28 protein-coding genes are annotated in these 26,123 nt (G+C 66.1%); 9 read left to right on the plus strand and 19 right to left on the minus strand.

Features of this window, described 5'->3' with window-relative positions:
- Positions 1-11 precede the first annotated feature (11 nt).
- Positions 12-950 (minus strand): NADP-dependent oxidoreductase, encoded by a 939-nt coding sequence (locus tag F6X37_RS11995; RefSeq protein ID WP_187611445.1) that lies wholly within the window; start codon positions 948-950, stop codon positions 12-14.
- Between the two features lie 204 nt (positions 951-1,154).
- Here F6X37_RS11995 and F6X37_RS12000 point away from each other — a divergent pair, with 204 nt between their 5' ends.
- Together F6X37_RS12000 and F6X37_RS12005 are read left to right on the plus strand one after the other, a co-directional pair.
- Positions 1,155-1,388: a DUF2795 domain-containing protein gene (locus F6X37_RS12000; protein ID WP_090809131.1), complete on the plus strand. Its 234-nt coding sequence runs from the start codon at positions 1,155-1,157 to the stop codon at positions 1,386-1,388.
- 62 nt (positions 1,389-1,450) lie between these two features.
- Entirely contained in the window at positions 1,451-2,362 is a 912-nt protein-coding gene (locus tag F6X37_RS12005; RefSeq protein ID WP_187611544.1) for a DUF72 domain-containing protein, read from the plus strand.
- Here the strand turns inward: F6X37_RS12005 and F6X37_RS12010 are convergent.
- From F6X37_RS12010 to F6X37_RS12035, 6 genes are all read right to left on the minus strand, one after another.
- Positions 2,354-3,016: a UdgX family uracil-DNA binding protein gene (locus tag F6X37_RS12010; protein ID WP_187611446.1), complete on the minus strand. Its 663-nt coding sequence runs from the start codon at positions 3,014-3,016 to the stop codon at positions 2,354-2,356. The two genes, F6X37_RS12005 and F6X37_RS12010, sit on opposite strands and share 9 nt — an antisense overlap.
- 27 nt (positions 3,017-3,043) lie before the next feature.
- Positions 3,044-3,196 carry a DUF6496 domain-containing protein gene (locus tag F6X37_RS12015; RefSeq protein ID WP_018437257.1) on the minus strand — a complete coding sequence of 51 codons (153 nt, stop codon included), beginning with the start codon at positions 3,194-3,196 and terminating at the stop codon, positions 3,044-3,046.
- A gap of 126 nt (positions 3,197-3,322) precedes the next feature.
- Positions 3,323-4,006: a hypothetical protein gene (locus F6X37_RS12020; protein WP_187611447.1), complete on the minus strand. Its 684-nt coding sequence runs from the start codon at positions 4,004-4,006 to the stop codon at positions 3,323-3,325.
- Positions 4,003-5,409 (minus strand): selenium-binding protein SBP56-related protein, encoded by a 1,407-nt coding sequence (locus F6X37_RS12025; protein ID WP_090809127.1) that lies wholly within the window; start codon positions 5,407-5,409, stop codon positions 4,003-4,005. The genes F6X37_RS12020 and F6X37_RS12025 overlap by 4 nt, the downstream gene beginning before the upstream one ends.
- Before the next feature lie 264 nt (positions 5,410-5,673).
- Positions 5,674-6,114: a zinc-finger-containing protein gene (locus F6X37_RS12030; RefSeq protein ID WP_090809124.1), complete on the minus strand. Its 441-nt coding sequence runs from the start codon at positions 6,112-6,114 to the stop codon at positions 5,674-5,676.
- A 107-nt stretch (positions 6,115-6,221) separates the two neighbouring features.
- A complete protein-coding gene (locus tag F6X37_RS12035; protein ID WP_090809122.1) occupies positions 6,222-6,899 on the minus strand; it encodes a DJ-1/PfpI family protein in 678 nt (225 codons plus the stop codon).
- 156 nt (positions 6,900-7,055) lie between these two features.
- Between F6X37_RS12035 and F6X37_RS12040 the strand changes: the two genes are divergently transcribed.
- Positions 7,056-8,030: a GlxA family transcriptional regulator gene (locus tag F6X37_RS12040; protein ID WP_187611448.1), complete on the plus strand. Its 975-nt coding sequence runs from the start codon at positions 7,056-7,058 to the stop codon at positions 8,028-8,030.
- 36 nt (positions 8,031-8,066) lie between these two features.
- On the opposite strand, the gene F6X37_RS12045 is transcribed toward F6X37_RS12040, so the two are convergent.
- The 12 genes from F6X37_RS12045 to F6X37_RS12100 form a co-directional block, all read right to left on the minus strand.
- Positions 8,067-8,627: a hypothetical protein gene (locus tag F6X37_RS12045; RefSeq protein ID WP_187611449.1), complete on the minus strand. Its 561-nt coding sequence runs from the start codon at positions 8,625-8,627 to the stop codon at positions 8,067-8,069.
- Positions 8,628-9,005: 378 nt separating this feature from the next.
- Positions 9,006-10,001: an MxaL protein gene (locus tag F6X37_RS12050; protein ID WP_187611450.1), complete on the minus strand. Its 996-nt coding sequence runs from the start codon at positions 9,999-10,001 to the stop codon at positions 9,006-9,008.
- On the minus strand, positions 9,998-10,543 hold the full coding sequence (locus F6X37_RS12055; RefSeq protein WP_187611451.1) for a tetratricopeptide repeat protein: 546 nt from the start codon (positions 10,541-10,543) through the stop codon (positions 9,998-10,000). Before F6X37_RS12055 ends, F6X37_RS12050 begins: the two co-directional genes overlap by 4 nt.
- Complete coding sequence (locus F6X37_RS12060) at positions 10,540-11,526, minus strand: vWA domain-containing protein (protein WP_090809112.1); 987 nt, start codon at positions 11,524-11,526, stop codon at positions 10,540-10,542. Before F6X37_RS12060 ends, F6X37_RS12055 begins: the two co-directional genes overlap by 4 nt.
- Entirely contained in the window at positions 11,523-12,446 is a 924-nt protein-coding gene (locus F6X37_RS12065; protein ID WP_187611452.1) for a calcium incorporation protein MxaA, read from the minus strand. Before F6X37_RS12065 ends, F6X37_RS12060 begins: the two co-directional genes overlap by 4 nt.
- Positions 12,443-13,354, minus strand: a complete 912-nt coding sequence (locus F6X37_RS12070; RefSeq protein WP_187611453.1) for a DUF58 domain-containing protein — start codon at positions 13,352-13,354, stop codon at positions 12,443-12,445. Before F6X37_RS12070 ends, F6X37_RS12065 begins: the two co-directional genes overlap by 4 nt.
- A gap of 20 nt (positions 13,355-13,374) precedes the next feature.
- On the minus strand, positions 13,375-14,397 hold the full coding sequence (locus tag F6X37_RS12075; RefSeq protein WP_018424618.1) for an AAA family ATPase: 1,023 nt from the start codon (positions 14,395-14,397) through the stop codon (positions 13,375-13,377).
- A gap of 255 nt (positions 14,398-14,652) precedes the next feature.
- On the minus strand, positions 14,653-15,657 hold the full coding sequence (locus F6X37_RS12080; protein ID WP_187611454.1) for a LysR family transcriptional regulator: 1,005 nt from the start codon (positions 15,655-15,657) through the stop codon (positions 14,653-14,655).
- 5 nt (positions 15,658-15,662) lie between these two features.
- The gene (locus tag F6X37_RS12085) at positions 15,663-16,433 is read right to left on the minus strand and encodes a hypothetical protein (protein ID WP_187611455.1); all 771 of its coding nucleotides are present in this window, start codon (positions 16,431-16,433) and stop codon (positions 15,663-15,665) included.
- Positions 16,430-17,341 (minus strand): substrate-binding domain-containing protein, encoded by a 912-nt coding sequence (locus F6X37_RS12090; RefSeq protein WP_184067360.1) that lies wholly within the window; start codon positions 17,339-17,341, stop codon positions 16,430-16,432. The genes F6X37_RS12085 and F6X37_RS12090 overlap by 4 nt, the downstream gene beginning before the upstream one ends.
- A gap of 31 nt (positions 17,342-17,372) precedes the next feature.
- On the minus strand, positions 17,373-17,792 hold the full coding sequence (locus tag F6X37_RS12095) for a c-type cytochrome (protein WP_090810412.1): 420 nt from the start codon (positions 17,790-17,792) through the stop codon (positions 17,373-17,375).
- Positions 17,793-17,956: 164 nt separating this feature from the next.
- A complete protein-coding gene (locus F6X37_RS12100) occupies positions 17,957-19,774 on the minus strand; it encodes a methanol/ethanol family PQQ-dependent dehydrogenase (RefSeq protein ID WP_187611456.1) in 1,818 nt (605 codons plus the stop codon).
- A gap of 417 nt (positions 19,775-20,191) precedes the next feature.
- Here F6X37_RS12100 and F6X37_RS12105 point away from each other — a divergent pair, with 417 nt between their 5' ends.
- The 6 genes from F6X37_RS12105 (at position 20,192) to F6X37_RS12130 (ending at position 26,123) form a co-directional block, all read left to right on the plus strand.
- The gene (locus tag F6X37_RS12105) at positions 20,192-20,590 is read left to right on the plus strand and encodes a 4a-hydroxytetrahydrobiopterin dehydratase (RefSeq protein ID WP_187611457.1); all 399 of its coding nucleotides are present in this window, start codon (positions 20,192-20,194) and stop codon (positions 20,588-20,590) included.
- 272 nt (positions 20,591-20,862) lie between these two features.
- Complete coding sequence (locus F6X37_RS12110) at positions 20,863-21,888, plus strand: beta-ribofuranosylaminobenzene 5'-phosphate synthase family protein (protein ID WP_090810411.1); 1,026 nt, start codon at positions 20,863-20,865, stop codon at positions 21,886-21,888.
- A 102-nt stretch (positions 21,889-21,990) separates the two neighbouring features.
- Positions 21,991-22,917, plus strand: a complete 927-nt coding sequence (locus F6X37_RS12115; RefSeq protein WP_187611458.1) for an NAD(P)-dependent methylenetetrahydromethanopterin dehydrogenase — start codon at positions 21,991-21,993, stop codon at positions 22,915-22,917.
- Between the two features lie 11 nt (positions 22,918-22,928).
- A complete protein-coding gene (locus tag F6X37_RS12120) occupies positions 22,929-24,152 on the plus strand; it encodes an ATP-grasp domain-containing protein (RefSeq protein WP_187611459.1) in 1,224 nt (407 codons plus the stop codon).
- On the plus strand, positions 24,115-25,155 hold the full coding sequence (mch, locus tag F6X37_RS12125) for a methenyltetrahydromethanopterin cyclohydrolase (protein WP_262419870.1): 1,041 nt from the start codon (positions 24,115-24,117) through the stop codon (positions 25,153-25,155). The genes F6X37_RS12120 and mch overlap by 38 nt, the downstream gene beginning before the upstream one ends.
- Positions 25,152-26,123, plus strand: coding sequence for a RimK family alpha-L-glutamate ligase (locus F6X37_RS12130; protein WP_090809088.1), 972 nt, complete (start codon positions 25,152-25,154; stop codon positions 26,121-26,123). The genes mch and F6X37_RS12130 overlap by 4 nt, the downstream gene beginning before the upstream one ends.

Raw genomic sequence — 26,123 nt, forward strand, 5'->3', positions numbered from 1 at the left:
CGGTCTCCGTACTACGATGCCACCTCCACCACGATCTTGCCGCGCACGTGGCCTTTCGCGAGCCGTTCCAGCGCCTTGGCCGTCGCTTCGAACGCAAACCGTTCGGCGACCACGACACGCACGCTGCCCTTGTCGAGCAACGACGCGATCTCCGTCAATTGCCGGCCGTCGGGTCGCGCGGTATAACGCGTGGCCCGTGCGCCATGGCTCGACGCCTCGGTCTGCGACGGCTCGTTGAGCGTCGAGACCAGCGCGCCACCGGTCGCCACGGCCGACCACGAGCGGCGCTGCGTATCGCCGCCGATCAGATCGAACACGAGGTCGATGTCGCGCGCGACGTCTTCGAAACGCTGCGCGTGATAGTCGATCACGCGATCCGCACCGAGCGAGCGCACGAACTCGATGCCGTCGCCGGACGCCGTAGCGTACACTTGCGCGCCCTTCTGCTTGGCGAACTGCACGGCGAAATGTCCAACGCCGCCCGCGCCCGCATGGATCAGCACGCGGCCGCCGGCTTCGAGGCAGCCGTGATCGAACAGGCCCTGCCATGCGGTCAACGCGGCGAGCGGCACGGCGCCCGCGGACCCCACATCCAGTTTTTCCGGCGCATGCGCTAACGCGCTCGCGGACACGACGACGAATTCCGCGTACGCACCCTGTCCCTGGCCAACGAAGCCATACACCTGCTCGCCCGCGCGCCATTGCCCGACGCCCTCGCCGACCCGTTCGACCACTCCGGAAAAATCGCGCCCGAGCGTATAGGGCAGTTTCTCTTCACGAATCAACGGGTACTGGCCCGAGCGCGTCTTCAGGTCCACCGGATTGGCGCTGGCCGCGCGCACGCGCACCAGCACCTGGCCGGCGCCAGGCTCGGGGATCTCGATCTTCTCGGCCTTGAACACCTCGGGACCGCCGAAGCGGTGAATGCGATATGCGAGCATCGTGCTCATGATGGCCTTCTCCTTGAAAGGTCCTGTGTCAGCGGCGCTATTTTGCCGGCTGCACGCAAGCCGCGTTCCTCATCGCGGGGTTCTTTTTCATTCGCACGACGTGCGCCGCTGGAAAACGCAACTCGAGCCCGCGCGCTGAGGCACGAGATATGCGACACGTAGCAGTAGGCGCGCAGTCGTGATGTACTCATTCAAGGAGGAACCATGTCACAGCACCCCGCCCATTCCCAGGATCACCGCCACCCCGGTCAGCCGAATCCCGCTGACGTCGAAAAAGCAATCAGTGGTGTGAATTACCCGACCACACGCGAAAAGCTGGCCGCGCAGGCGCGCAAAAATCAGGCGAATACCGACATCGTCGATCTGGTCGACCGTCTGCCCGATCACAATTTCGACAGCCCGGCCGCCGTCGCGAAGCAAATCGCGCGTATTCAATGACGCTACGATCCGTCGAGTCGGAGCCGGACGCCGAACCCCATTCCGCCGGACTCGACGCGCGAATGAAGAAAACCGGCGATGTGCGTATCGGCATTTCCGGCTGGCGCTACCAAGGTTGGCGCGGCAGCTTTTACCCAGAGGATCTCAAACATGCAGCGGAATTACAGTACGCGTCGGCGCTATTCGGCACGATCGAAATCAACGGCACGCATTACAGCCTTCAATCGCTCGATAGCTGGCAGCGTTGGTACGCGCAAACGCCTGACGGCTTCGTGTTTGGCATCAAAGGCGCGCGCTATCTGACTCATATGCTGCGGTTTCGCGATGCGAGCGCACGTGTCGGCATCGCGAACTTCTTCGCGCAGGGGCTACTCGCGTTGAACGAAAAGCTTGGTCCGATCCTATGGCAATTTCCGCCGTCGTTCCGATTCGAGCCCGAGGCAATGGAGCGCTTTCTGAGCGTGTTGCCGTCCGACGTCGCGAGCGCATCGGCGCTGGCGAAGCAACATGATGCGCGTGTCAAGACGCCTTATGTCGCCATCGATCGCAAGCGGAAGTTGCGTCACGCGGTCGAAGTGCGCCACGCGAGCTTTGTCGATCCGGCGTTCGTGACCTTGCTTCGGCATTACGGGGTCGCGCTCGTCGTTTCAGATTCCACCGAACCGTGGCCCGTCGCCGAAGATCTGACGGCGGACTTCGTCTATCTTCGCCTGCACGGCAGCGAAGCCAAATACTCGGGTTCATATGGGGACGACGCTCTGCAACGATGGGCCGAGCGAATCGATGCATGGCGCGGCGGCTCGCAACCGGCCGACGCGCGCTTGATCGCGCCGCAACTCCGGCCGCCTCGCCCAGCCGCGCGAGACGTCTACTGCTACTTCGACAACGATGTAAAAGCTCGGGCGCCGTTCGACGCACAACGATTGATGAAAGGCCTCGGATTACGAGCGACGCACGCGCCGGCGTCATCCTGAGCGCTTGCCGCCGTGGGCCAGCTTCTGTGCGGTGCGCAATGCTGCGACGATGCGTTCGTACACCTCGCGACGCGTTTCAGGGTCCGGCGCGCGCAGCGCAAACGACGGATGGTACGTCGCGACCACGCGTTGCTCGCCGCGCTCGAGCGTTTTGTCGAACGCGTCCTGCAAGCGCGCGTGCGAGTCGTGAACAACCGCTTTCAACGCGGTCGCGCCCAGTGCCACGACCACGCGCACATGCGGCATGTCGAGTTCCTGCTCCAGCCAGTAGCCGCAAGCATCCACTTCACGCTGAGCGGGCGTTTTGTGCAAGCGACGCTTGCCGCGCGCGATCCACTTGAAATGCTTGACGGCGTTCGTCACGTAGACGTCGTTACGCTTGACGCCCGCTTCTTCGAGCGCGCTGTCGAGCAACGCGCCGGCCGGCCCGACGAAGGGCTTGCCCTGCAGATCTTCCATGTCGCCGGGTTGCTCGCCGACCAGCACGATCGACGCATGCCGCTGCCCTTCCCCGGGCACGGCCTGAGTCGCATTGCGCCAGAGCGCGCAACGGCGGCAATCGTCGAGCTTCGCCGGATGCTGATCGGGTTCGACATCCGCTGGCTCCGATTGCGGCTCGCCATGCGCGCGCTTTTTCTGCGGCCTGTCGGTCATGGGTACGACCGCGCGTGCTGAAGCAGCTTATTTCTCACTCTTCTTCGGAATCTTCGCGCCCGACTTGCGCGCCTGATTCAACGCGATCGCGACAGCCTGCTTGTGCGGCTTGCCATGCTTCGACTCGGTCTTGATGTTGTGCGACACGGTCTCTTTCGATGTACCTTTCTTCAGCGGCATGATCTTCTCCGGGTGTAGATGACGAGAGGAAAAATCAGGACCCGCACGGAATGGCGTCCCTGCACCGAAGCTACGCAGCATATGCCGTGCCCGGGAGCCTCATAGGCCGGATCGGCCGCGTCGAAATCAACCGGAAACGCCCGCTGCCGCCGCATTCAACGCCAGCGACACGCCCCCCACCAGAATCAGACTCGACGCCCACACCGCATCGAGATTGAACCAGCTGCGCGACACGAACCTGAGCCCGAGGTAGCGATAAACGAGCCATGCGAGCACGCCGCCGGCCATCGTCATCGCGGCCGCATGCACCGCGGAGACCGACAGCGCCATGCGCAGACTCGTTTCTATCAGCGTTTGGGCGGCTTGGTGCGCGCTGTCCATTGCGTCTGCGCGGCACAGACCGAGGTAGATCGGCACCAGCATCAAGCCGGCGCCGTGCGCGATCGCCACCGCGAACGACCAGAGCGCGAGCCGCGACGGCGGAATTCTCGCCAGTACGCGCGGATGGCGCCGGCGCATCAGCAACACCAGACCGAAGCCGATCACCAGCACGCTCGCGCCGATCTGCATCTGACGCTGCCACGCGAGCACGCCGGCCAGCATCGCGAACGGCAGCATCATCAGCAATATGGCGAGCGCGTGCCCCGCCGCGAGATAAAGAAGCGCTACGACCAGCGCTTGCGAGCGCCGCTGCATCAGCGCGTTCGACACCGCGAGCGGCCACCCCATCGCCGGATTGAGTCCGTGATACACACCGCTCGCGAGGACGGCCAGCCACAGTGCCGCTTGCGGCGACACCGCGCCGCTCAAACGCCCACCGAGGGATAGCAGAACGAATCGGTCGAGCAGTCGCCGCCTTCGAGGCGAATCTGGTGCGCGCGATAGCCGGCGGGAAACTCGACGAAGTAATCTTCGGCGAGCTCGAGACCGCCATTGGGCTCGGCATGCGCCATCACTTGCACGCCGGGCACACCATCCGGGTAGAACTGGTCGTCCCACGTCGAATAGAGCGAGTTGGTCCAGTAGATGCGCTTGCCGTCGCGACTGATCTCGACCATCTGCGGACCGCCGGCGAAAGCCTTGCCGTTCGGATGCGGCGCGCAATGTTCGATTCCACCGATGCGCACCGAGCCCGTCAATTTCGGCTTGCGCGGTTCGCTCACGTCGTACTGGCGCATCTCGCCGGTGCCCCAGCAGGAGACGTAGAGGAATTTATCGTCGATTGAAAGATCGATGTCGGTGACGAGCGGCGGCACCGCGCCGAAACCTTGCAGCAGCGGCGGCAACTCGTCGGCATGGGCGGGCTCCGGTGGAATGGTCGCGGTCTTCTCGATGTGGAAGTGGCCGCCTTCGCGCCACCAGGTCCAGATCGACCCTTCCAGATTCGTCGTATCGACCACGACGCCGATAAAGCCGTACTCGCGGCTCGGGTCGTGCGCGGGCCGCACTTCGAGCGCCATCTGATGATTCGCGCCGAGATCGAGCGTCTGCACGTTGCGCCTCGCGCGCAGATCCCAGCAGTGCACGCGATGGCCGTATTTGTTCGCGAGCAGGTCTTCGGGCACGATGCCGTTTTCGAATTGCGGCGGCAGCGCCCATTCGGTCGACACCATGTAGTCGCGCGGCAGATTCCACCAGAAGTCGTAATGCTTTTCCTGCGCGCCGCGCTCGATTTCCCAGCGGCCCAGCACCTCGAATGTTTGGCAGTCCATGATGAAGATTCCGGGCGGCCCGTCGGTGCCGTCCTTGCCACCACCGCCGAGCGTGCTCACGTAGATGCCCTCCGGTCCGCAATGCACGGTGTGCGGGCGCGAATAGCCGGTCTTGCGGAAAATTTCCTCCGGCTCGATGATCTTGTGAATCTTCGCCTGGGTCGGATGCGGCTTCGTATCGACGATATAGATGCGCGACGAGCGCATGCCCGGAATGATCAGATAGCGACGTTCCAGAAACGCGTGGCCCGTCAACGGCGACAACGCGGACGAACACGCGTTCCAGCCGAAGTGATGGAATTCGTCGCCCTTGTTCGGCACCGGCACCGTGTGGACCACCTGGCTATAAGTCGGCGAACCGGGCTTCACGTCGATCACGGCGAGCGCGTCGGGCTGCGAGGAGTCCGGACTTAGCAGCACCGTGTACGCGTATTCTTCCGCCGGCGCATCCATCGCGAGCTTCGGCGATGCATGAAAGGTAGGATCGGGGCGCATTCTCATGACGGCACTCTCCCTGTCGTTCGAACGGTTCTGAACGGAAGCCCGGCCCGCCAAAAATCGAACCAGCGCGTAACTTTAGATTTGTAGTTCACGATAGCGACGGACGCAACCGGAAATATGCACCCGAACGCAGGTGCGATCCGACTGCCGGGCCGCATCGCACGAGAACTGCCAATTTGGTGGGGATGAAGAGGCGCGGGGAAGGCGGTATGGCGGGGTGGTATTGGAGGAATGAAAGGGAGCTAGCGGTTTGGGGCTATTGCGCTATCGCGCACGCCGAGCTTCGATAAAAGCTTCGACATAACGCAGCGCCTGTTCGCACTGCTCGGGCGTGAACGCGTGAATGCTCGCCGGAACCGGATCGAAGCCAAGCTCGGTCGCGACCCACCGGATCGCTTTCGCGCGGGCTTCGAACGCGTTGACACCATCGCGGCGCACCTTCCCGGCAACGAGCGGTTCAAGCGCATCGTGCAGCTTGCTCTTCGACTCGCGCAACGTTGCGTCGGCGAGGCGGCCGAGCGGCAGGTTGTGTTTGCTGCGCGAATAAACGCCGATCCACGCCTGACATGCGGTGCAGATCCACAGCGGCCCTTGATCGCTGCGATAGGGGTAGGACTCGTCGCCGTAACGCGCGAGCAACGCACGGTTGCCGCAGTAGTCGCATGACGGCTGCGGCAGTGCCTTGACGGGCTTGCCTACGCGCATGGGGAGTGCCCCGGGGAAAATTCGCCGTACTTCATCGCATCGATCCGACTGGCGGAAACGGGTAGAGCCACACAGTTTAATGGAATGCCCGTACCCGCATGCAAGACTTAGCTTCTCTCCGCGATCTCCATCACCACCCGGCGCCGCGCGGCCAAGCCTTCCGCCGACCGTCGCCGGACCAGTTCCACCACCGCTTGCGGCGCCAACGCCGGATCTCCCGCGTCGAACGGCGGGGCTGGCGCGTATTCGAGTTCGAGCTGGATCGCCTGCGCCTCTTCTACGCCCGCCAGTTCGGCCGCGACGGTCAACCCGAAATCGATGCCCGCCGTCACGCCGCCGCCGGTAATCAGATTGCCATCGCGGACCACACGCGCATGCGTCGGTATCGCGCCGAGCGGTGCAAGCAGCGAGTGAAACGCCCAGTGAGTCGTCGCGCGCCGCCCGCGCAGCAAGCCGGCCGCGCCAAGCAGCAACGCGCCGGTGCAGACCGACGTCACGTAGCGCGCGCTGGCGGCCTGTCGGCAAACGAAGTCGATCGTTTGCTCGTCTTGCAACAGGTCGGTCACGCCGCTTCCGCCTGGCACACAGATCACGTCGAGCGGCGGGCAGCTTTCGTAGGTCGTGCTCGGCGTCAGCACGAGCCCGTTACTCGACACCACGGGCTCCCGTGTCTTCCAGATCAGATGCATCGTGGCGCCCGGCAACGATGCAAGTACGTCGTGCGGGCCAGTCAGATCGAGTTGCTGTACTTTCGGAAACACCAGAAAACCGATTTGCAGGTTCATAGGGATACCTTATTCAGGGAGAAATCGAAACGCGTGATCCGCCGCGTCTTCCAGGTGGACGGACTGATTCTATGCGCGTAGTCTTTGGCAAGACTGCCATTAACCCCAGTTTTTCTGCCACGTGCGCTCTCTCTTACAGCCCCTGTTACACACGATATGTCCAGCGCTCCCCCCTCCATCGTGCTGCTCGCCTTCCCCAACATGCAACTGCTCGACGTCAGCGGTCCGCTGCAGGTATTTGCGTCCGCCAATGAACTCGTCGCGCAGCGTGGGCTCGACGAACTCTACTCACCCCGCGTCGTGGCAGCCGAAGCCGGGCCCGTCACGTCGTCGTCGGGACTTGCGGTACTCGCCGGTTCGCTGCGCTCGGTGAAAGCGCCGGTCGATACGCTGATCGTCCCGGGCGGCTGGGGGATTCGTCAGGCATCGGCCGATCAGCGTCTGATCCGCTGGACGCAGCGCCATGCGCCGCATTGCAGACGCGTTGCCTCGGTCTGCTCGGGCGCGTTCCTGCTCGCCGAGGCGGGACTGCTCGACGGCCGCCGCGTCGCCACGCATTGGGGGCGCTGCGACGAACTCGCGCAGGCGTATCCGCAACTGCGCGTCGAAGCCGATCCAATCTTTATTCGCGACGGGGCTATCTGGACATCGGCGGGCGTCACCGCCGGCATCGACCTCGCGCTGGCCATGCTCGAAGAGGATCACGGGCGCGCGTTGGCGCTCGATGTCGCGCGCGAGCTCGTCGTGTTTCTGAAGCGGCCGGGGGGTCAGTCGCAGTTCAGCGCGACGCTGTCGCTGCAACATGCCGACGACCGTTTCGGCGAATTGCATGCATGGATGACGTCGCATCTCGCATCCGACCTGTCGGTCCCCGCGCTCGCGCGAAGGCTTCATATGAGCGAGCGCAGCTTCATGCGCCACTACAAGGCGCAAACGGGCCGCACGCCGGCCCGCGCGGTCGAGCAGTTGCGCATCGAAGCGGCACAGCGCTTGCTAAGCGAGACATCCTGGTCGATCAAACGAATCGCGGCGCGGTGTGGATTCGGCAGCGAGGAAACGATGCGATGCAGCTTCGTGCGTCAGCTGCGCGTGGCGCCGCAGATGTATCGCGAGCGCTTTTCATCGACGTGACTCGTCGACGCGAAATGCGCGGCCGTCCGACATCACTCAGTAGCGACGTTTGACGATCAGCGTCGCGCCCGTATCGTGAGAATGCAGAACCGCGACGCGCGCGGTGCCGGAGAACACCCAGTCGTCGATCGTCAAGGACAAGCGTCGCTGCGGTGACTCGCCTATCGACAACACTGAACTGTTCATCTGAACGATAGACAATTGCGGCGCGGTAGATGGACCCAGCTGCAAAGGATTCGAAGCATTTTGCGCGGCAGGTTTTGCGCCCGGTTCGGACACCGGCGCGAACTCCGGTCCGGACGACACCAATGCCTTCGCAGTGCCGAGCTGGACATCGCGCGTCACGTCCACACTATAGTAATTCTCCATTTGCGCGAAGAACGGCTTGCCCTGATCCCCGTGATACTCCATCGCATAGCGCTGCTGCTCGAAGTAGTGCCGAGGCTCGGGAATCGGCGGCACGACTTCGACGGGCGACGCGACGATGTTGGCGACCATCATCGCTTGCGGCACATCGCCGAAAGGGCCGCCCGCAAACGCGTAGCCGCTCATCAAGACGAGTACCGCTCCGACAATCCTCTCGTTTTGGCACGTCATCGCATGCCTCCAGTGAAGGAATTGAAAGGTCACATGACACGGCGCTCCCGTCGAACCGAGCGCCTTGCAGCGTCGCTTGCACTCAGACATTGTAGTCAGTCATTGGCGTACTGGTAGGTCAAAGTGTTAGGTATCTCGCGTGTGTGGCGAGCGCATGCGCCTTCGCGACTCAGCGCTGGAGTCGACGTCGAAGTGAACCGATTGAGAATGATTCCTGGCAACGCTCTCCGGCCTCGAAGACCGGCAAGAGCTTCTGGCGTAAGCCTCGTGAGTCGATCGAATCCGGCAACTCTTGCGAGGTTTCGCAAGCAACTACGCGGTTCGATCGGATACCTGCACCTTCAACCGTTGCAGCGTCAACGGTCGCGCTCGCGTGAGTCAGTCGACTCGTGTCGGCCGGCCATTGAATGCCGGCGCGATCTGCAAAACGATCGTTCGAATGCGCTTTCGCCAGGCGCGCGGCCATGCGAGAACGGCATCCGGCATGAAGCGCGCGACGAGCAGCAGCAACGCGAGCAGCGCTGGACACCAACGCAGATCGGTCGGCACCGGTTCGCGGCGAGCGAAGCGCGCATCGAGCAGCGCATCGCCGAACGATGTCACGTTCAGCAGGCGCCGGTAGTCGAGGCCAGTCTGCCCCGCCACCGACGCAAGGTACTCGCCGCGCAATTCGGACAACTCCTCGTGCGTTTGCGCCTCGACACCGGAGCCTGGCGTCGGCGGCAGCTGGATCACGTCGTCGGCCTGCCAGTAGCCGATCCGGTTACCGTTGGCGTCGGTCTTCGGAATGGCCGCGGGCTGGTCGCCGCCGACGCCGATCAGCCAGCCCCTGATTCGCGCGGCATTGATGCCCTCCATCAGCGGGCGCGCCGCCGATACCGGCGGCGCCTCCTGACCATCGGTGACGAACGCGATGGCCGCGCCGCCGCCGACCTCCTGCGCGACCCGCGCGGCCGAATACACACCGCCCTCGGCAATGCGGCTCCAGTCGGTCCAGCGCATGCGCCCGTCGATGCCGTCGAGCGACACCAGCAGCGCGTCGTAGTTGCCACAGACTTCGACCGGCGCCATCAGCAGCAACGCCCGTTGCCCCGTGAACACGCTCCAGCCGACCTTCGAGCCGCACGGCAAGCGCCCGAGCGCGTCGCGCATCGCGGCCTGCGCGAATTTGAGCCGGCTGACCGGAGCGCCGTCGAGCACCACGTCCTCGACGTCCATGCTTTGCGTGATATCGAACGTCACGATGTAGTTAAACGTGTTGCGCGGCAAAGTGACGTCCGGCATCGCAACCGCCGCGATCAATGCGACGAGCGCGAGCGGCGTCAACGCCTGACGCCAGCTTGCGAAGCCGCGCTCGCGCGAGACGCCGCTCATGGCAAGTCCTGGCTCTGCGGGTCACGCAGCTTGACGTTGTGCTGCTCTTTCACATCGGGCCCGGCGAGCGCGGACGGCGTTTCCGGCGCAAGCCACAGCGCGCGCTCGAGGTTGTAGCGCACGTCCCAATCGTCGGGCGCCGCGCGCAGCGCGAGCCGGTAGCGCGCCTTGGCCTCACCGATCATCGCGAGAGACCTGACCGTCTGCGCCGTGTCGCCGCTGCCTTCGCGCAGGTACAGGTTGCCGAGATCGAACAGCGCCGCGCGGCCGACTTCGTCAGGCGGGCTGCCCTCGGGGATCAGACCGTTATAGAGCCGCGCCGCCGCGTCATACGCGCCCGCTTTCGACAGCGCTATCGCGCGGGCCAGTTGGACCTCGCGCGCGTCGTCGCCGGCAGCCTGGTCGCGCGAAGCGGCGTTCGTCGCGAGAATGGCCTGATCGACGCGCTCCGCGTGCTGCAGACGAACGAAGCCAGACGCGGCCCACGCGGCGCAACAGATCGCCACGGTGCCGAACAGCGTGTGGATCAGCGTGCGCTTCATGCCCAGCTCCTGACCTGCAACTGGTGCAGCAGCACCAGCAGCGCCGAACAGAACAGCGCGAGCGCGAAACAGTACAGACTCAGGTCCTGGCGAGGCAGATGCTCGACGAACGTCGTCGTCGCGTTCTGCTGCCGGTTGATCTCCGCGATCGCCGCCATCATCGCCTTCGGGTCTTCGGCCTGAAACAGCCTATACGGTGTCCTGAGCGTCAGAAAGAAGCGATGCAGCTGCGCTTCGGCCGAGGTTCCGCTGACGGGCTGCGTCGCGTTCAGATCGGGACTGAAGACGCTGCTGCGCAAGTAGATGAAGTAGAGGGCGATCCGGTTGCGTCGCAGTCCCGCCTCGATGCGCCGTTGCATCGTTTCGTCGAGCAACGCGCCGCCATCGGAGACGAGCACGATCGCGCGGCGGCCCGACGACAGGCGCCCGTCGAACTGCGCGATCGCCGCGAGCATGCCGCGATCGAGCTCGGTGTCCGGCATGCCACGGCCAATCGCCGTCGCCGCGACAGCGGCCTCGATCACGCGATGGTTGTACGTGAACGGCATCGCCAGCACGGGGTTGGTGCCGAACATCATGAACGCGAGCCGGTCGTTGGGCCGCTGCTCGACGAAGCGCGTCAACGCGGCGCGCGCCACGTGGTTCTTGGAGTCGCCGCGCGGCGCCTCGACGCCCTTGCTGCCCATCGGCTCGTCCATGCTCGCGCTGCGGTCCATCAGGATCAGGATCTGCGCGCCGCTGCCGGTGCGCAGCACCTGCAACTGCGAGCGCCCCGGCCCCGCCAGCCCGACGACGATCGCGGCGATCGCCAGTGCCGCGCCGCCGCGTACGAGCCAGCCGGCCGCGCGCCCGAGATCGTCGGCGGGCAGCCACGCGACGCTCGAAAACACCAGCGTGTCGCTGCGTCGCCGCAGCAGCGGCAGCGCGGCGAGCGGCAGCAGCACCAGCATCCACGGCAGAGCGAAATCGAGGCTCATGGTCATCGCTGATGGCGCCTCTCCGCCCGATACAACGCACGGCACAGCGCGTGCAACGACAGCTCGCCGGGATTCCCGACGGCCTTCGGCGCCGGTGTGAAAAAGCGCTCGGACGACGCCAGATAGAAGCGTTCGAGCTGCGCGCGCAGCGGTTGCAGATAGGGCGCGCGCGCGAGCAACGCGGATAGCGAAGCCGCATGCACGACCTGGCCGGCGGTTTCGTTCAGTGCGCGATGCAGGCAGACCCACGCATCGTTCGATGAAGCAGCGGGCGCCTCCGGCAGCCGCTGCATCTGCCGCCATGCACGCGCGAACGGCAGCCGTGCCGCCTCGCGTCGGTTGCGCGCCCACCACCAGCTTGCCCACGCGAGCAGGGTCGCGAGCAGCAAGCCGAGCGCCCACGCGATCTGCCGACGCCAGCCGGCCGTGCCCAGCATGGGTGCCTGACGATCGGGCCGCAGCGGCTGCAAATCCCCTGCGGCGAACGCGGTTTGCGGCGTCAACGGTCCGATGCTCGCCGGCCATTCGGCGACCTGCAATTGCGTGCCCGCCGCCGACGTCAACGTCAACGCGGGCAACGTGATCTGCGTGAGCGTCTGCGGCGCGTTGACGACCTGATACGCGATCACCATCCACTTGCGGCCGTTGGCATCGGTTTCGAGCGTCACGGGCCGGCGTTCGAGCCACACGCCCGTGCGTCCGACCGAAGGCGGCGTGACCGCGCCGATGTCCCGATCGTTGGCCTCCAGCAGCACGCGCTGCGTCAGCACATCGCCGAGCACATAGCCGAACGCGCGCGGCTCCTGAACGAGCGCGGTCGCCACGGCGGCGCTGGCCGTCGCGCTCGCGGCGCCGCCAAGCGACGCGATCAGCATAAGCAGCGCCGCCCGACGAGCGACGCCACCGCGCACACCGCGCGCGCTCATACCGTCATCTCCAGAAAGTAACGCGACATCGCTTCCGGATCGAACGCGCCTTCGACATAGAACGGCCGGATGCCGCGCACGCCGAACCCCGCGGCGAGTTCGTCGCGACGGCGCGCGACGCCTTCGCGCCAGCGCTCGCGCACATCGCGGGAAAGCCACACGCGACGCTCCTCGCCGGACTCCGCATCGTTGACGGCCAGCAGCGACGCGTGCTGCGGCGGCGTGATCTCGGCCGCGTCCCACACGACCATCGGCACCACACACGCATGCACCAGCATGTCGAGTACCGACGACAGTCGCGCGAGCGGCCAGTGGAAATCGGACACGACGAACACGAGCGCCTGGCGTCCAGCGATACGGATCGCGCAACGCCGCAATCCTTCGACGGCCGCGGGTCCGGCCTGACCTCCGGCCTGACGTTCTGCCAGACCATTCGCCTGACGATCAGCCGTTTCACCGGCGCGTTCGCGCAGCATGCTCGCGAGCAGCGAGCCGGTGCCCCGCCCCGTGCGCGCCGGCATGAACAGATCGTCGCGTTCGCCGCCATCGAAGGCCAGCATGCCGAGCCGGTCGCCGACCCGGAACGCGCTATGGCCGAGCGCTTCGACGAAATCGGCGGCGAGCTCCAGCTTCGTTTTACGGCTGCCGAACCGCATCGACGCCGATACGTCGACGATCACGAACACCGGCACCGCGACGCGCTGCAAATGCACGCGCACGAGCCACTCGTCGCGCGCCGCGCGCAAGCTCGCGCGCAGATCGAGCCGGCGCGGGTCCGGGTAGTCGAACAACCGGCCGTGCATCGCGAACTGCTGACCCGAGCCGAAGCTCGAGCCCGGATGCGAGCCGGGCCGCGCGCCGGCCGCGCGCATCGGCAGACGGTAGTGGAATTCCGCGGTGTCGTTCATCGTGGTGCGCGCGCCGCCGGTCAGCGAGGCACGGCGACGTTCGCGACGATCCGCGCGATCAGCGCCTCGGCCAGCTCCTGGCGGCGCAGCTCGTAGATCGGTGTGAAGAACACGCGATGCCCCAGCGCCGGCAGCAGCACTTCGTGAATGTCCTCCGGAAGCAGATGCGTGCGTCCCGCGAGCCACGCGACCACGCGCGCGGCCCGCAGCAGCGCGCTCATGCCGCGCGGACTTGCGCCCGCGAGAATCAGCTGCTCCATGTCGACGCCGTCGAGCGCGATGCCGAAGCGCGCCGGCGTTTCCGTCGCCTGCCAGATGTCGTGCACGTAGCGCTCGATCGTCTCGCTCGCCTGCACGCCCTGCTGGATCGCCGCGCCGATCCGGTTCAACTGCTCCCACGGCACGATCGACGGAGTCAGCTGCGCGAGCAGGCCGTCGACGTCGTGGAACCTCGTGTCGAAGACGAGGCTGCGCCGCGCGTCCTCGTCGGTCGGCGTCGGCATGTTCAGCTCGAACAGGAAGCGGTCGCGCGCCGCCGACGCGAGCTCGAAGGTCTCTTCCTTCTCGACCTTGTTGCGGTCGGCGTATACGGTCATGTGCGGAAAGCGGTGCTCGCGGTCGAACGCCCACACGGAACGTTCGGCCATCGCGCGCAACAGCAGCGATTGCACCTGTGGACGCGCGCGATTGATCTCGTTGAAGAAGAAGGTGGTCAGTTGCTCGCCGTGGCGCAGCAGCGGGCCCGGTTCGATACGCGGCTTGCCGTCGGCATCGACATAGGTGTGATAGACGAGGTCGCCCGGCATCAGATCGATCGTCCCTTCGACGCGCTCGAAATCGCCGCCGACCACGCGCGCGAACGCCCGCAACACCGTCGTCTTGCCGACCCCCACGCCGCCTTCGAGCAGCACGTGGCCGCGTGCGAACAGCGCGACGTTGATGAGCCTCAGCGTTTGCTGCTGACCGACGACGACTCTCGCGACTTCGTTTTCGATCCGCTGGGCGTGAGAACGCCAGTCCTGAAGCTGCTCGCCGGAAACCATCGCTGCGATCCCCTTCCGTGGTGGCTGGCGTTTATTTGCACGACGCTCGAACGTCGACGCGCTTCAAGCGCTCGCCAGCCTTCCGTTCAAGCATGGTTTATGCCGATCGTGAGCACGGGACCCAGGAGTTAAATCGAATGCGAAAAGTTGGCAGCCTGTCACGACAGCCGGGTACAGACTGTGCCATCGACGCTGGCTGGGACGCGTCGTTCACCAGCAAGCCGACGGGCGCAGTCGCGCAACCCGCGCATGACGCTACCGCTTCGCGCCGACCGGCGGTTTCGCAAACACCCCTGCAAACTGCGCATATTCCTGCTCCAGATGCACCGCCGCATGCTCGAGCAGAAACTGCCGGAACATCATGCTGGTCGGCGAAAGCTGCTTCGTGCGCAGATGCACGACCTGCCACGCGCGTTCGATCGGCGTGCCGTTCACGTCGAGCAGCGCGATCTCGCCGGTGCGCAACTCCAGCTGCAACGTATGCAGCGAGATCAGACTCACGCCCATGCCCGCCATCACCGCCTGCTTGATCGTTTCGTTGCTGCCGAGCGTGATGGTTTTCGCGGGTGTGAACAGATGCTGCCGGAACATCGCCTCGGCGGCCATGCGCGTACCCGAGCCCGGCTCGCGCAGCAGGAAGGTGTCGCGGCGCAACTCCTGCAGATCGAAGCGGCGCGCGCCGCACAGCGGATGATCGAGCGGCGCGATCACCACCTGAGGATGACTCGCGAGCGGCTCGGCCGTCGTATCGAGTTCGGGCGGCGGGCGGCCCATGATCGCGAGATCGATCGCGTTGTCCTGCAACAGACGCAGCAACGCGTCGCGATTGCCGACCGAGAAGTCCACGTCGACCTTCGGGTATAGGTGCGAGTACATCGCCAGCAGTTTCGGCGCGAAGTAGGTCGCCGAACTGACGATGCCCACGTTGATCGAGCCGCTGTCGGCCTGCTTCAGCGACATCATCGCGTCTTCGGTGTCCTTGATTTCGCCGAGAATGCGGCTCGCGTGATGGGTCAGCACCTCGCCCGCTTCGGTCAGCGTGAGCTTGCGCGCGATGCGCTCGAACAGCCGCAGGCCGACCGCCTCTTCGAGCTGATGAATCTGCATCGACACCGCCGGCTGCGTCAGATGCAGCTCCTCGGCCGCGCGCGCGAAACTCGTATAGCGGCTCGCGACGACGAAAATCTGCAACTGCCGCAGGGTCAGCGTGCGAACGAAATTCAGCTTGACCCGGTTCGTCGCGAAACTCGCATTCTGCATTTGATTCAGCGACTCGCTCGCGGCGCATTCGATGACGGTTTCGCCGGCGCCTTGCCCGAGGGCAACTTGTTCAGTGCCGATTGAAAGCTCAACGACTCCGTATGCGCCGGATGCGCAAAGTCGTTGTTGGGGCCCGGCACGTCGGTGCGGATCTGCACGACCTGGCCCGGCACGCCGTCGGCGAGCAGGAACGTGTAGCGCTTGCCCGTGTATTGTGCGAAGCGCTCTGCGTTCGGATCGTTCAGATAAGGCTGCACGACGATGCGCCGCGCGCTGACCGGCTTGCCGCCGACCTCGCTCGGCACGCTCTCGATCTGCGGCCCCGCGGCGAGCGCGAGACGCAGACGCTGCTGGAAATAGCGGCGCTGCCCGCCGGTGAGACCCTGCATCTCCGCGATGTCGTGTTCGAGAAAATAAATGATTGCCGGATTGCACTGCAGGCCGCCGATCGGCAGGTTCACGCTGCCGCTATGGTCGGACACCTGTGCGTCGCCTTTCGCGTTGTTCTCGCTCAGCACCAGCACCTTGACGACATCGGCGCTGCGAGACGGCTGCCCGGAATCGATCAGCGCGTAGTCGAGTTCGGTCTGCGCGGCGACGCCGTGCAGATGATCGGTCAGAAAAATCAGCCGCTCGGCCGGCGTGATCTCGTCGCCGCCCGGCGCCGACGCCGGACTCGCCGCACGCGCGGCGGCCGGCGCGAGGCACAGCACACACAGCGTCCCCATCAGCGCGGCGCGTGCCGCGCGCAGCCAGGCGCCGCCCGCGCGCGTCATTGCGACGCGTCGCCAGGCTTGCCCGCCGGCGCGTCGACCGGTTTGAGCATCGGCACCTGGTAGGTCGCGAGGATGCTGTCGATCTTGTCGTGATTCGCGCCGATCCATTGATCCACCTTGTCCTTCCAGTCCTTCTCGCCGTAGCGCACGCCCATCGAAATCGTGTAGTCGAAGCGGATGCCCGGCCCCGGCGGGAACGGCACGAGTCTGACCGAATCACCGGAGCGCTTCGCGAAGTAGCCGGCAATCGGCCCCCATAGGAACACCACGTCGACGTTGCCCGCGCGCAGGTCGTGCTCGATCATCTGGCCCGGGTACACGGCCGGATCGCCGCTTTGCACCTGGTACGACACCGCCTGGTCGATCAGGTTGTGGCCGAGCAGCCAGTCCACCGCGGGGGTTTGCGAAAAGATGCCGAAGCGCAGCTTGTGCAGTTGATCGGGCGGCAGCTTCAGCAGGTCGTCGGGCGTCTTGATGCTCGCGAACTCGGGGCGGTTCGGCAGCACCATTGCGTAGGTCGAGCGCAGATACGGCTGCGTCGTCGACGTCATTTCATAGCCCTTCGGCACGCCGATGATCAGGTCGCACCGATAGCGCTCGCTGCCGTCCTCCTTCTCGCGCAGCGTGTGGCGCACGAAGCCCATGCGCTGCGGAAAGTACGTGTATTCGAGCTTGTAGCCGAAGTCGCTCGCCATCTGGGCCGCGATGCGGTTCTCGTAGCCCTCGCCCTTGTCGTTCGACAACGGCATGTTGTTCGGGTCCGCGCACACCCTGAGCACGCCGTCCGCGCCGTCGTTGTTCGGCAGCGCGGGGCCGTCCGCCCGGACCGCGGCGCTCGCGAGCGCCGCGCCGCACAACGCGGCCGCGATCACGCTGACATGCACGGACATGCTTCTCTTATCACGCATCGTGAGCCTCCGTAAGAATGACGGCACGGCGTTATTTGGCGTCGATGGCCTTCAGATCGCCCGGCTTGATCTGTCCATCGGAGCGCCCTTTCAGGTACGCGTAGAGGTTTTCCCAGTTCTTCTGCATCATCTGGCTCGTGCTGAAATCGGGCATGCCCTTGTCCACCCGGCCGCCGAACACCGTGCGATGAAACTCGGTCTTGTCCAGCGTCTTGAACGCGTCGATCAGCGACGGCCCGACCATGCCCTGCTGCTGCGCGCCGTGGCAGCGTTCGCAAGCGAGCGCGCGCCACGTCTTCCAGCCAAGCAGCGTATTACTGTCCACCTTGGTGCCGTCGACCACCTTGTACGCGACCTGCGCAATCGAAGGATTGTTCTGCGCGTATCCGACGGGCAGCACGACGAGCGCTGCGGGCAACACCGTGAGCAACAGGATAGATCGGCCTTTCATGCACATGTCTCCATCTGGGAATAAGCCGCGCCCCGATGCGTTTCATCGACGCATCCACCAACGGGCGCGATCTGGGGGTGATTCAATGCTTGCGCGAGGCTGACGGGGCGGCCGTGCCTGTTCAAGCCGCCCCGCTGGTTCAGCCTTTCATTTCAGCCGTTCGTTCAGCTCTTCTCGCCAGGAATCGCGAACACGAACAGCGTGCCGCCGAGCGCGGTGTACTTCGCGAGATCTTTGTAGCCGCCGACCGCACCCAGACCTTCGGTCGGCTTCTCCAGACCCGCCGCCATGCCGATGCCGGCCCAGCCGCCGATGCCCGAATACACGCCGACGTACTGCTTGCCCTGATACTCATACGTGAAGACGTTGCCGATGATTCCCGACGGCGTCTTGAAGCGCCACAGTTCCTTGCCGTCCTTGATGCGCACCGCCTTCAGGTAGCCTTCCAGGGTGCCGTAGAACGCGATGCCGCCCCCGGTCGCCAACACACCCGACCACACCGAGAACCTCTCCGGCTTCGAGTAGACGATCTTGCCCTTGCTCGCATCCCACGCGATGAAGTTGCCCATCGCGTTGCCCTCGTTCGGGCCCGGATACATCGACAGCGTGGCGCCGACATACGGCTGTCCCGACACGTAGTCGACATCGAACGGCTCGTAGTCCATACAGACGTGGTTGGTCGGCACGAGGAACAGGTGCGAGTTCGGATCGTATGCCGCCGGTTGCTGGTCCTTCGAACCGAGTGCCGCCGGGCAGATGCCCTTCACGTTGTGATCGGAGCCGGCCGCCTGCGTCGAGTACGCCGCGTTGCGGATCGGCAGGCCGCTTTGCAAGTCGACACGGTCGGCCCAGTTGACCGCCGGGTCGTACTTCTGCGCGACCAGCAGCTGTCCGGTTACGCGATTGAGCGTATAGCCGAAGCCGTTCCGGTCGAAGTGCACGATCGCGGGCACCTGCTTGCCGTTGATCGTCAGATCGGACAGGATCATTTCGTTGACGCCGTCATAGTCCCATTCGTCGTGCGGCGTCATCTGGTAGACCCATTTGGCCATGCCGGTATTCAGGTCGCGCGCGAAGATCGACATCGACCATTTGTTGTCGCCCGGACGTTGCGTCGGGTTCCATGTGCCCGGATTGCCGGTACCGTAGTACACAAGGTTGAGTTTCGGATCCCACGCATACCAGCCCCACGTGGTGCCGCCGCCGAGCTTCCACTGATCGCCCTTCCATGACTTCAGCGACGAATCCGTGCCCACCGGCACCATCTGGCCGTTGGAGTACGTCATCGTCTTTTGCGGGTCGAGCAGCATATCGTTGTCGGGGCCCGTGCTGTACGCGGTCCAGGCCGGTTTGCCGGTCTTGATGTCGTACGCGATCAGACGCCCGCGCACGCCGAACTCGCCGCCCGAGATCCCGGTCAGCACCTTGTCGCCGAATACGTGCGGCGCGTTGGTGTTGGTTTCGCCGGCTTTCGGATTGCCGTTCTGCGCGGTCCACACCACGTCGCCCGTCTTCGCGTTCAGCGCGACGAGCTTGGTGTCGGCCTGCTGCAGGAAGATCTTGCCGTCGCCGTACGCGAGACCGCGATTGACGGTGTCGCAGCACATCACGGAGACGACCTGCTCGTCCTGCTTCGGCTGATACTGCCAGAGGAACGTCTGATCCTTCAGGTTGACCGCAATGACCTTGTTCGGAAACGGGGAGTGGACATACATCGTGTCGCCGATCACGAGCGGCGCGCCTTCATGGCCGCGTAGCACCCCGGTCGACATGGTCCATGCGACCTGAAGTTTGCCGACGTTGTTCTCGTTGATCTGCTTGAGCGGGCTGTAGCGGTGATTCGCATAATCGCCCGCCTGGGCCGCCCAGTTGGCTGGATTTTTCATCAGCGCGTCGAGCTGCGAATCGGCCTGCGCAGCCAGAGAGCCAAAGGCTGCGGATGCGAGGATCGCGAGCCCAAGAACTACAGTGCGTAAGTTCATGTCTCCTCCAGAATTGTCCTGCTGTTCAACTCACGAATGACCCACGCTACCTCATCGCATCGTGCGCGCCTTCTCGAGTGCAGGTAACGATTAACGCGCTATCCCGATCGATGTCGGGCTTCGCGACGCATGAACGGCCGACGCATATTCCATGCCGGAATAGCGGCAACGGTTACCGCTATTGGCTGCGCTGGCCCGGCGACTCGGCACGCGCGAGATATCGCGGCACTCGGGCGTTGCACGCCGATGCTTGCATGGCGGTAAGCTGAAGGGCCTGCATCACGCGATGCGGCACATACTGTGTCACTTGCGTGATACGAATCGTGTCCTTTGCGAATCACACGCCGCGGCACGGGCCTGTCACTTGCAACGATGCTTCGTTCGGCGATCGATTCGCGCATTCGAGGAGCAACAGCCATGGCAAACACCGAGCACGTCTATACCGACGAAGAGATCCAGCAGCGCCTCGTCGGTCCGCTGCAGCACTGGTATATGGAAGATGGCTGGCTGCGGCGCAAATACCGCACCGAGGGCTGGAAGGGAACGCTGATGGTGGTCAACACCGTGGGCCACCTCGCGGAAGCCGCCTGGCACCACCCCGATCTGACGGTCTCGTACGCCTTCGTGACCGTGAAGCTGAAGACGCACAGCGCCAAGGGCATCACCGACAAGGACTTCGCGCTCGCGACGAAGATCGAATCGGTGGTCCACTGGCAGCCCGGCCTCGAGGACGGTCCGCTCGAAGGCACGCCCGCCGACGATCAGCGCTTCCGCTATATCAAGTACGACGCGCCCAAACCCGCGCAAGGCAGTTGACACGCGTTCCTGTCGCCGGATGAAACAGCGCGTGACACAGTGCGCCTTCGGCGTCACACAGCGTCCATGCGGCGGCGAAACCGCGTGGGCGCGGCGTGCCCGTTTAGCGGTTCCAGTGGGCCGAACCCGCGGCGGCGGCCGTTGCGCGTGCCTGGTACGGCTTTCGCTTGACGTCGCCGGGCGCACTATCGCTGGAACCCGCGACGCGTTGCGGACGCCCCGCGGCCGAACCCGGTCTTGCGCACCCGCAAGGACACCTGAGGACACTCGAGATGCCGCTTCAGCTCCGCCGCCTGCCGCCACGCGCCCCCATCACGATCGATGCGCCCGCGCGGCTGCATCTGGGCTTTCTCGATCCGAACGCGTCGCTCGGGCGTGCGTTCGGCAGCCTGGGGCTCGTCATCGATACGCACGGCACGCGGATCGAAGCGCGGCTCGCCGAACGCGAGCAGATCGGCGGCGTGGTCAGCGAGGCCGAGCGCGAGCGCATCGCGCTGAGTCTCGCGCGGCTGCAGGCCGCCTATGGACCGGCGACACTTGCGATCGACGTGCTGGAGGCACCGCGCGCGCACACCGGCCTCGGCTCCGGCACGCAGCTGGCGCTGGCGGTCGGCACCGCGTTCGCGCGCCTCGTCGGCCAGCCGGCGAGGAGCGCCGAGCTCGCCAGTCTGCTCGGGCGCGGCGCCCGCTCCGGCATCGGCATACTCGGCTTCGAGTGCGGCGGCCTGCTGCTCGATGGCGGCCCGCCCGGCGATCTGCGCCAGAGCATGCCGCCGCTGCTGTCGCGCCAGCCGTTTCCGCAGCCGTGGCGCGTGCTGCTCGTCAGCGACAACAGCCGCGAGGGCTTGCACGGTACCGAGGAACGCAGCGCGCTCGCATCGCTCGCGCCGTTTCCGCAGCGGCTCGCCGCGCATCTATGCCATCTGGTGCTGATGCAGATTCTGCCCGGCGCCGCCGAACATAACTTCGCGCCGTTCGCGCACGGCCTCACCGAGCTGCAGCAGACCATCGGCGAATATTTTGCGAGCGCGCAAGGCGGCGTGTTCGCGAGTCCCGACGTCGAGCACGTACTGCGCGCGGTCGCCGCCGAACGCACCGCCGGCATCGGCCAGACCTCGTGGGGCCCGACTGGCTTCGCGGTGCTCGCGAGCGCGCGCGAGGCCGACCGCGCGCTCGCGACCGCGCGCGCCGTCGCGAGCGCGCTGCCGCATATCGAATGCAGCGTCGTCGCGGGCCGCAACAGCGGCGCGGCGATCAGCGGCGCCGAGGCGCGCGCGCCGCACATCGACGCCGCATGATGCGCTGCACCGCTCAGGCCGCCGCTTATGTAAGGCGCTGCCACGCGCGGCGCGGCCTTGCCTTGCGCCGTCCCCGAGATTGCCACTAAAACGAGCCCTGCCATGTCAGAAACCCTTGAAAGGCCCTACATCCTGCACATGTTCACGGCCACGCCGCAGATGAGTCCGTTCGACGTCAACATGGCCGCCGACGCCGGCTATCAGGTCATCGTGCCGTATTGCAACGTCGAAGCGGGCATGGTCGCGAATCTGACGCAGGACGCGATCTTCTCGCGCGGCCCGAAAGGGGTGTCGCGCACCGGCATCTTCATCGGCGGACGGGACGTGATGCAGGCCGCCGACATGCTCGACACCGCGCGCCGCGCGATGGTCCCGCCGTTCGAGGTCTCGGTGTTCGCCGATCCGAGCGGTTCGTACACGACCGCGGCCGCGCTCGTCGCGCTGGTCGAGCGGCATCTGGGCAAACAGCACGGCGTGGAGCTGGGCGGCAAGCGCGTGCTGATTCTCGGCGGAACGGGCGCGGTCGGGCGCATCGCGGCGGCGATCGCCGCGTCGCGCGGCGCCGACGTGACGATCGCGAGCCACCACGACCGCAATCGCGCGCTCGGGGCCTCGGCCGAAGTCAACAAGCGCTTCGGCATCTTCACGAACGGCATCAGCGCCACGACGCCCGACGAACTGCGCGGCGCGCTCGCCGACGCGGAAATCGTGCTCGCCACCGCCGTCGCGGGCGCGCAGGTGGTCGGCAGGGACGACCTCATGCATGCGAAGCGCCTGCTCGTCGCCGCCGACGTCAACGCGGTGCCGCCCGAAGGGATCGCCGGCGTGAACGTGATGAACGACGGCAAACCGATCGACGGCGTGCCGAACGCGGGCGCGGTCGGCATCGGCGCGCTGGCGATCGGCAACGTCAAATATCAGGTCGAGCATCGCCTCTTCATGCGCATGCGCACGGGTGGTAAGCCGGTCTACCTGGGCTTCCCGGAAGCCTACGACGAGGCCCGCGCGGTCGCGGCCGGTCTCGGCTGAGCGCGCTCGTCATGAAGTCGCACCGCCCGCTCATGCATGCGCCGTTGGTCGCGGTCGTCGGGCAGTCCGCGCGCTTGCTCGCGCAGTCCGCGGCGCGCGCCGGCCTGCATGTCGCCGCGCTCGACGTCTTCGGCGACCGCGACACGCGCGAGGCCGCCGAGCTATGGTTCGACATCGGCGGTGGTGATGGCGCGCTCGGGATCGACCGGGCGCGGCTCGTCGATGCGCTTGCGCGTGTCGCGCGCTTGCCGGGTTTGCTTGGCTGGATCGGCGGCAGCGGGCTCGAACCTTTGATGCCTCAGTTGTGCCGCGAATCCGGCTTGCCGCGCTTTCTCGGCAACGCTGCCGAGGCGATCGCGGCCGTGCGCGAGCCGCGGCGTTTTTTCGCGCTGCTCGACGCGTTGCGGATTGCGCATCCGGCTGTGTCGTTCGAGCGGCCCGCGACGGCCGAGGGCTGGCTGTTCAAGCAGGCGGATGGTTGTGGCGGTACGCATATCGAGGCGGCCGACCCGTTCCATTTAACGACCGACTCCGCGCACGGCTACTTCCAGCGCATTGGCCAAGGCCGCTCGCTGTCGGCGCTTTTCATCGGCGCGCACGGCGTCGCGCATCTGATCGGTTTCGCCGAGCAATTCACCTGCGCGATCGGCGATCTGCGCTTCGTGCATGCGGGCTCGATCGGGCCGATCGACTTGCCGCCAGCGTTCATCGCGCGCGTGCAGCAAGCGCTCGACGCGCTGTGCGCAAACACCGGCCTCGTCGGCATCAACAGCTGCGACTTCCTGTCGGACGGCGCCTCGTTCGACGTGCTCGAAATCAACCCGCGCCCTTCGTCGACGATGGCGCTCTACGAAACCGCGTCGCCCGATGCATGGCCGGCCGGCCTGCTCGCCTGCCACCTCGACGCGTGCCGCCACGGCCGCGCGCCGTCGGCCGCGAGCCTCGCGCTCGCCCGCGCGCCGCGCTGGCGTGCCGGTCAGCGCGTGCTGTTCGCGCAGCGGCCGTTCAGCGTCTCGGCCGCGTTCTCGGACGCCTGCGTGCGCGATCCGCAATGCCGCGACGTGCCGATGCCGGGCACCCGCGTCGACGCAGGGCAGCCGGTCTGCACGCTGCACGTGCGAGCGGCATCGGTGGACGCGGTGCTCACCGCGCTCGACGCGCAGCACGAACGCGTCGTCCAACGAATCGAAACCTGCGATGAACCCGACCATGCCTGCCTCCACGCCCACAGCTGAGACTTCCGCGCCCGCCGCGTTGCCGAGCGTGAACGCGCTTTCAGAGCGCCTCGTAGCACGGCTCGTCGATCAAGCGGCACAGCTCGGCGTCGCACTGACGCGCACGCGCGATGGCACCGTGATCGCGGACGCCGGCGTCGAGGCGCGCGGCGGCCTCGACGCCGGCGTGCTGATCGCGCGCATCTGCATGGGCGGTCTCGGCCGCGTCGCGGTACGCGCGAACTTCGACGCCGCGCCGCTGTGGCCGACGATGCTCGAGGTCAGCACCTCGTCGCCGGTGCTCGCCTGTCTCGGCAGCCAGTACGCGGGCTGGAGCCTGTCGGCGACCGGGGAGCAGAGCGGTGGCAAGAAATTCTTTTCGCTCGGCTCGGGGCCCGCGCGCGCGCTCGCGGTCAAGGAGCCGCTATTCGACGAACTCGGCTATCGCGACCGCCACGAGCGCGGCGCGCTGGTGCTCGAAGTGGACTGCCTGCCGCCGCAGGTCGTGATCGACAAGGTGCTGCACGATTGCGGCCTCGCGCCCGAACACCTGACGCTGATCGTCACGCCGACACACTCTGTCGCGGGAACGGTACAGGTCGTCGCCCGCGTGGTTGAAGTTGCGCTGCACAAGGTGCACGTGCTCGGCGTACCGCTCGATGAGATCGTCGCGGGGACGGGCTCGGCGCCGCTGCCGCCGCCCGCGCCCGACGGCATTCAGGCAATGGGCCGCACCAACGACGCGATCCTGTACGGCGGCCGCGTGCACCTGAGCGTCCAGCACGACGAGATCGCGCAACGTCTCGCCGACACCCTCCCCTCCGCCAATTCGCGCGACTACGGCCGGCCGTTCGCGGACGTCTTCACGGCCGTCAACTTCGACTTCTATCAGCTCGATCCCGCGCTGTTCGCGCCCGCCGAGGTGTGGGTCAGCAGCCTCGAAAGCGGCGCGACCTATCATGGCGGCCGGCTCGACGGCGGCCTGCTGCGCAAACAGTGGGGCGGCGAGTCCGTCGCGCGATGATGATCACATCAGGCGTGCGCATCGCGATCATGACCGACGAAACCGGCTGGCACACCGGCCGGCTGAAAAAGGCGTTCCGCGCGCGCGGCGCCGAGGCGCGTTGCGTCGATCTCGCGGATTGCCGCATCGACACCACGTGGCTGCCGCACGGCCTCGCGATCCCGGGCTTCGGCCGCACGCTGCCGGACGCGGTGTTCGTACGCGGCATCGCCGGCGGCAGCTTCGAGCAGGTGACGCTGCGGCTCGGCATCCTGCACGCGCTGCGTGAATCGGGCGTGCCGGTGTACAACGACGCGCGCGCGATCGAGCGCAGCGTCGACAAGTCGATGACGAGCTTCCTGCTGCATCGCGCGGGCGTGCCGACACCGGCCACCTGGGCCGGCGAATCCGCCGCGTTCGCGCAACGCGTACTGATGCGCGAAGCGGCCGCCGGCCGTCAGGTCGTGCTCAAGCCGCTGTTCGGCTCGCAAGGCCACGGGCTCAAACGGCTCGGCGCGCGCGGCGGGCTGCTCGCGCCATTGCCGTCGCTCGCCCGTTATCGGCAGGTCGCTTATCTGCAGCGCTTCGTCGCGAGCGACCGGCCGGGTTTCGACTGGCGCGTGCTCGTGATCGGCGGCAAGGCGGTTGCGGCGATGCGGCGCAGCGGCGGCAAGGGCTGGATTCACAACGTCGCGCAAGGCGCGCGCTGCGAGCCCGCCGAGCTCACGGTCCCGCTCGCACAGACGGCAGTGCGCGCAACCGCCGCGCTCGGGCTCGACTACGCGGGCGTGGACCTGATCCCGAATGCCGACGACGCCGCGCTGCCCCTCGTGCTCGAAGTCAACGGCGTGGCCGCGTGGCGCGGTTTGCAGTCGGTCGTGCCGCTCGATGTCGCGGCGGCGCTCGTCGACGATCTGCTCGATCGCAGGCTGGCCGAGCAAGCCGCTAGCGCCGGGTTGCCCGAGCAGTCTCCGCAGCGCCGGGCTTGA

The sequence above is a fragment of the Paraburkholderia sp. 31.1 genome (genome assembly GCF_014397645.1).
In the GTDB taxonomy this organism is placed as follows: Bacteria; Pseudomonadota; Gammaproteobacteria; order Burkholderiales; family Burkholderiaceae; genus Paraburkholderia; species Paraburkholderia tuberum.

What these genes read in the sequence shown, in the direction of transcription:
- F6X37_RS12030 (WP_090809124.1), bottom strand. Translation starts at nt 6,114, where the DNA reads ATGCGCGTAGGCAAGCCCGTCAAGGCACTGCCGCAGCCGTCATGCGAC.
- F6X37_RS12000 (WP_090809131.1), top strand. Translation starts at nt 1,155, where the DNA reads ATGTCACAGCACCCCGCCCATTCCCAGGATCACCGCCACCCCGGTCAG.
- F6X37_RS12120 (WP_187611459.1), top strand. Translation starts at nt 22,929, where the DNA reads ATGAAGTCGCACCGCCCGCTCATGCATGCGCCGTTGGTCGCGGTCGTC.
- F6X37_RS11995 (WP_187611445.1), bottom strand. Translation starts at nt 950, where the DNA reads ATGAGCACGATGCTCGCATATCGCATTCACCGCTTCGGCGGTCCCGAG.
- F6X37_RS12060 (WP_090809112.1), bottom strand. Translation starts at nt 11,526, where the DNA reads ATGACCATGAGCCTCGATTTCGCTCTGCCGTGGATGCTGGTGCTGCTG.
- F6X37_RS12105 (WP_187611457.1), top strand. Translation starts at nt 20,192, where the DNA reads ATGGCAAACACCGAGCACGTCTATACCGACGAAGAGATCCAGCAGCGC.
- mch (WP_262419870.1), top strand. Translation starts at nt 24,115, where the DNA reads ATGAACCCGACCATGCCTGCCTCCACGCCCACAGCTGAGACTTCCGCG.
- F6X37_RS12065 (WP_187611452.1), bottom strand. Translation starts at nt 12,446, where the DNA reads ATGAGCGCGCGCGGTGTGCGCGGTGGCGTCGCTCGTCGGGCGGCGCTG.
- F6X37_RS12045 (WP_187611449.1), bottom strand. Translation starts at nt 8,627, where the DNA reads ATGACGTGCCAAAACGAGAGGATTGTCGGAGCGGTACTCGTCTTGATG.
- F6X37_RS12110 (WP_090810411.1), top strand. Translation starts at nt 20,863, where the DNA reads ATGCCGCTTCAGCTCCGCCGCCTGCCGCCACGCGCCCCCATCACGATC.
- F6X37_RS12005 (WP_187611544.1), top strand. Translation starts at nt 1,451, where the DNA reads ATGAAGAAAACCGGCGATGTGCGTATCGGCATTTCCGGCTGGCGCTAC.
- F6X37_RS12130 (WP_090809088.1), top strand. Translation starts at nt 25,152, where the DNA reads ATGATGATCACATCAGGCGTGCGCATCGCGATCATGACCGACGAAACC.
- F6X37_RS12115 (WP_187611458.1), top strand. Translation starts at nt 21,991, where the DNA reads ATGTCAGAAACCCTTGAAAGGCCCTACATCCTGCACATGTTCACGGCC.
- F6X37_RS12025 (WP_090809127.1), bottom strand. Translation starts at nt 5,409, where the DNA reads ATGAGAATGCGCCCCGATCCTACCTTTCATGCATCGCCGAAGCTCGCG.
- F6X37_RS12015 (WP_018437257.1), bottom strand. Translation starts at nt 3,196, where the DNA reads ATGCCGCTGAAGAAAGGTACATCGAAAGAGACCGTGTCGCACAACATC.
- F6X37_RS12075 (WP_018424618.1), bottom strand. Translation starts at nt 14,397, where the DNA reads ATGGTTTCCGGCGAGCAGCTTCAGGACTGGCGTTCTCACGCCCAGCGG.
- F6X37_RS12100 (WP_187611456.1), bottom strand. Translation starts at nt 19,774, where the DNA reads ATGAACTTACGCACTGTAGTTCTTGGGCTCGCGATCCTCGCATCCGCA.
- F6X37_RS12035 (WP_090809122.1), bottom strand. Translation starts at nt 6,899, where the DNA reads ATGAACCTGCAAATCGGTTTTCTGGTGTTTCCGAAAGTACAGCAACTC.
- F6X37_RS12085 (WP_187611455.1), bottom strand. Translation starts at nt 16,433, where the DNA reads ATGACGCGCGCGGGCGGCGCCTGGCTGCGCGCGGCACGCGCCGCGCTG.
- F6X37_RS12095 (WP_090810412.1), bottom strand. Translation starts at nt 17,792, where the DNA reads ATGAAAGGCCGATCTATCCTGTTGCTCACGGTGTTGCCCGCAGCGCTC.
- F6X37_RS12010 (WP_187611446.1), bottom strand. Translation starts at nt 3,016, where the DNA reads ATGACCGACAGGCCGCAGAAAAAGCGCGCGCATGGCGAGCCGCAATCG.
- F6X37_RS12070 (WP_187611453.1), bottom strand. Translation starts at nt 13,354, where the DNA reads ATGAACGACACCGCGGAATTCCACTACCGTCTGCCGATGCGCGCGGCC.
- F6X37_RS12090 (WP_184067360.1), bottom strand. Translation starts at nt 17,341, where the DNA reads ATGCGTGATAAGAGAAGCATGTCCGTGCATGTCAGCGTGATCGCGGCC.
- F6X37_RS12055 (WP_187611451.1), bottom strand. Translation starts at nt 10,543, where the DNA reads ATGAAGCGCACGCTGATCCACACGCTGTTCGGCACCGTGGCGATCTGT.
- F6X37_RS12040 (WP_187611448.1), top strand. Translation starts at nt 7,056, where the DNA reads ATGTCCAGCGCTCCCCCCTCCATCGTGCTGCTCGCCTTCCCCAACATG.
- F6X37_RS12050 (WP_187611450.1), bottom strand. Translation starts at nt 10,001, where the DNA reads ATGAGCGGCGTCTCGCGCGAGCGCGGCTTCGCAAGCTGGCGTCAGGCG.
- F6X37_RS12080 (WP_187611454.1), bottom strand. Translation starts at nt 15,657, where the DNA reads ATGCAGAATGCGAGTTTCGCGACGAACCGGGTCAAGCTGAATTTCGTT.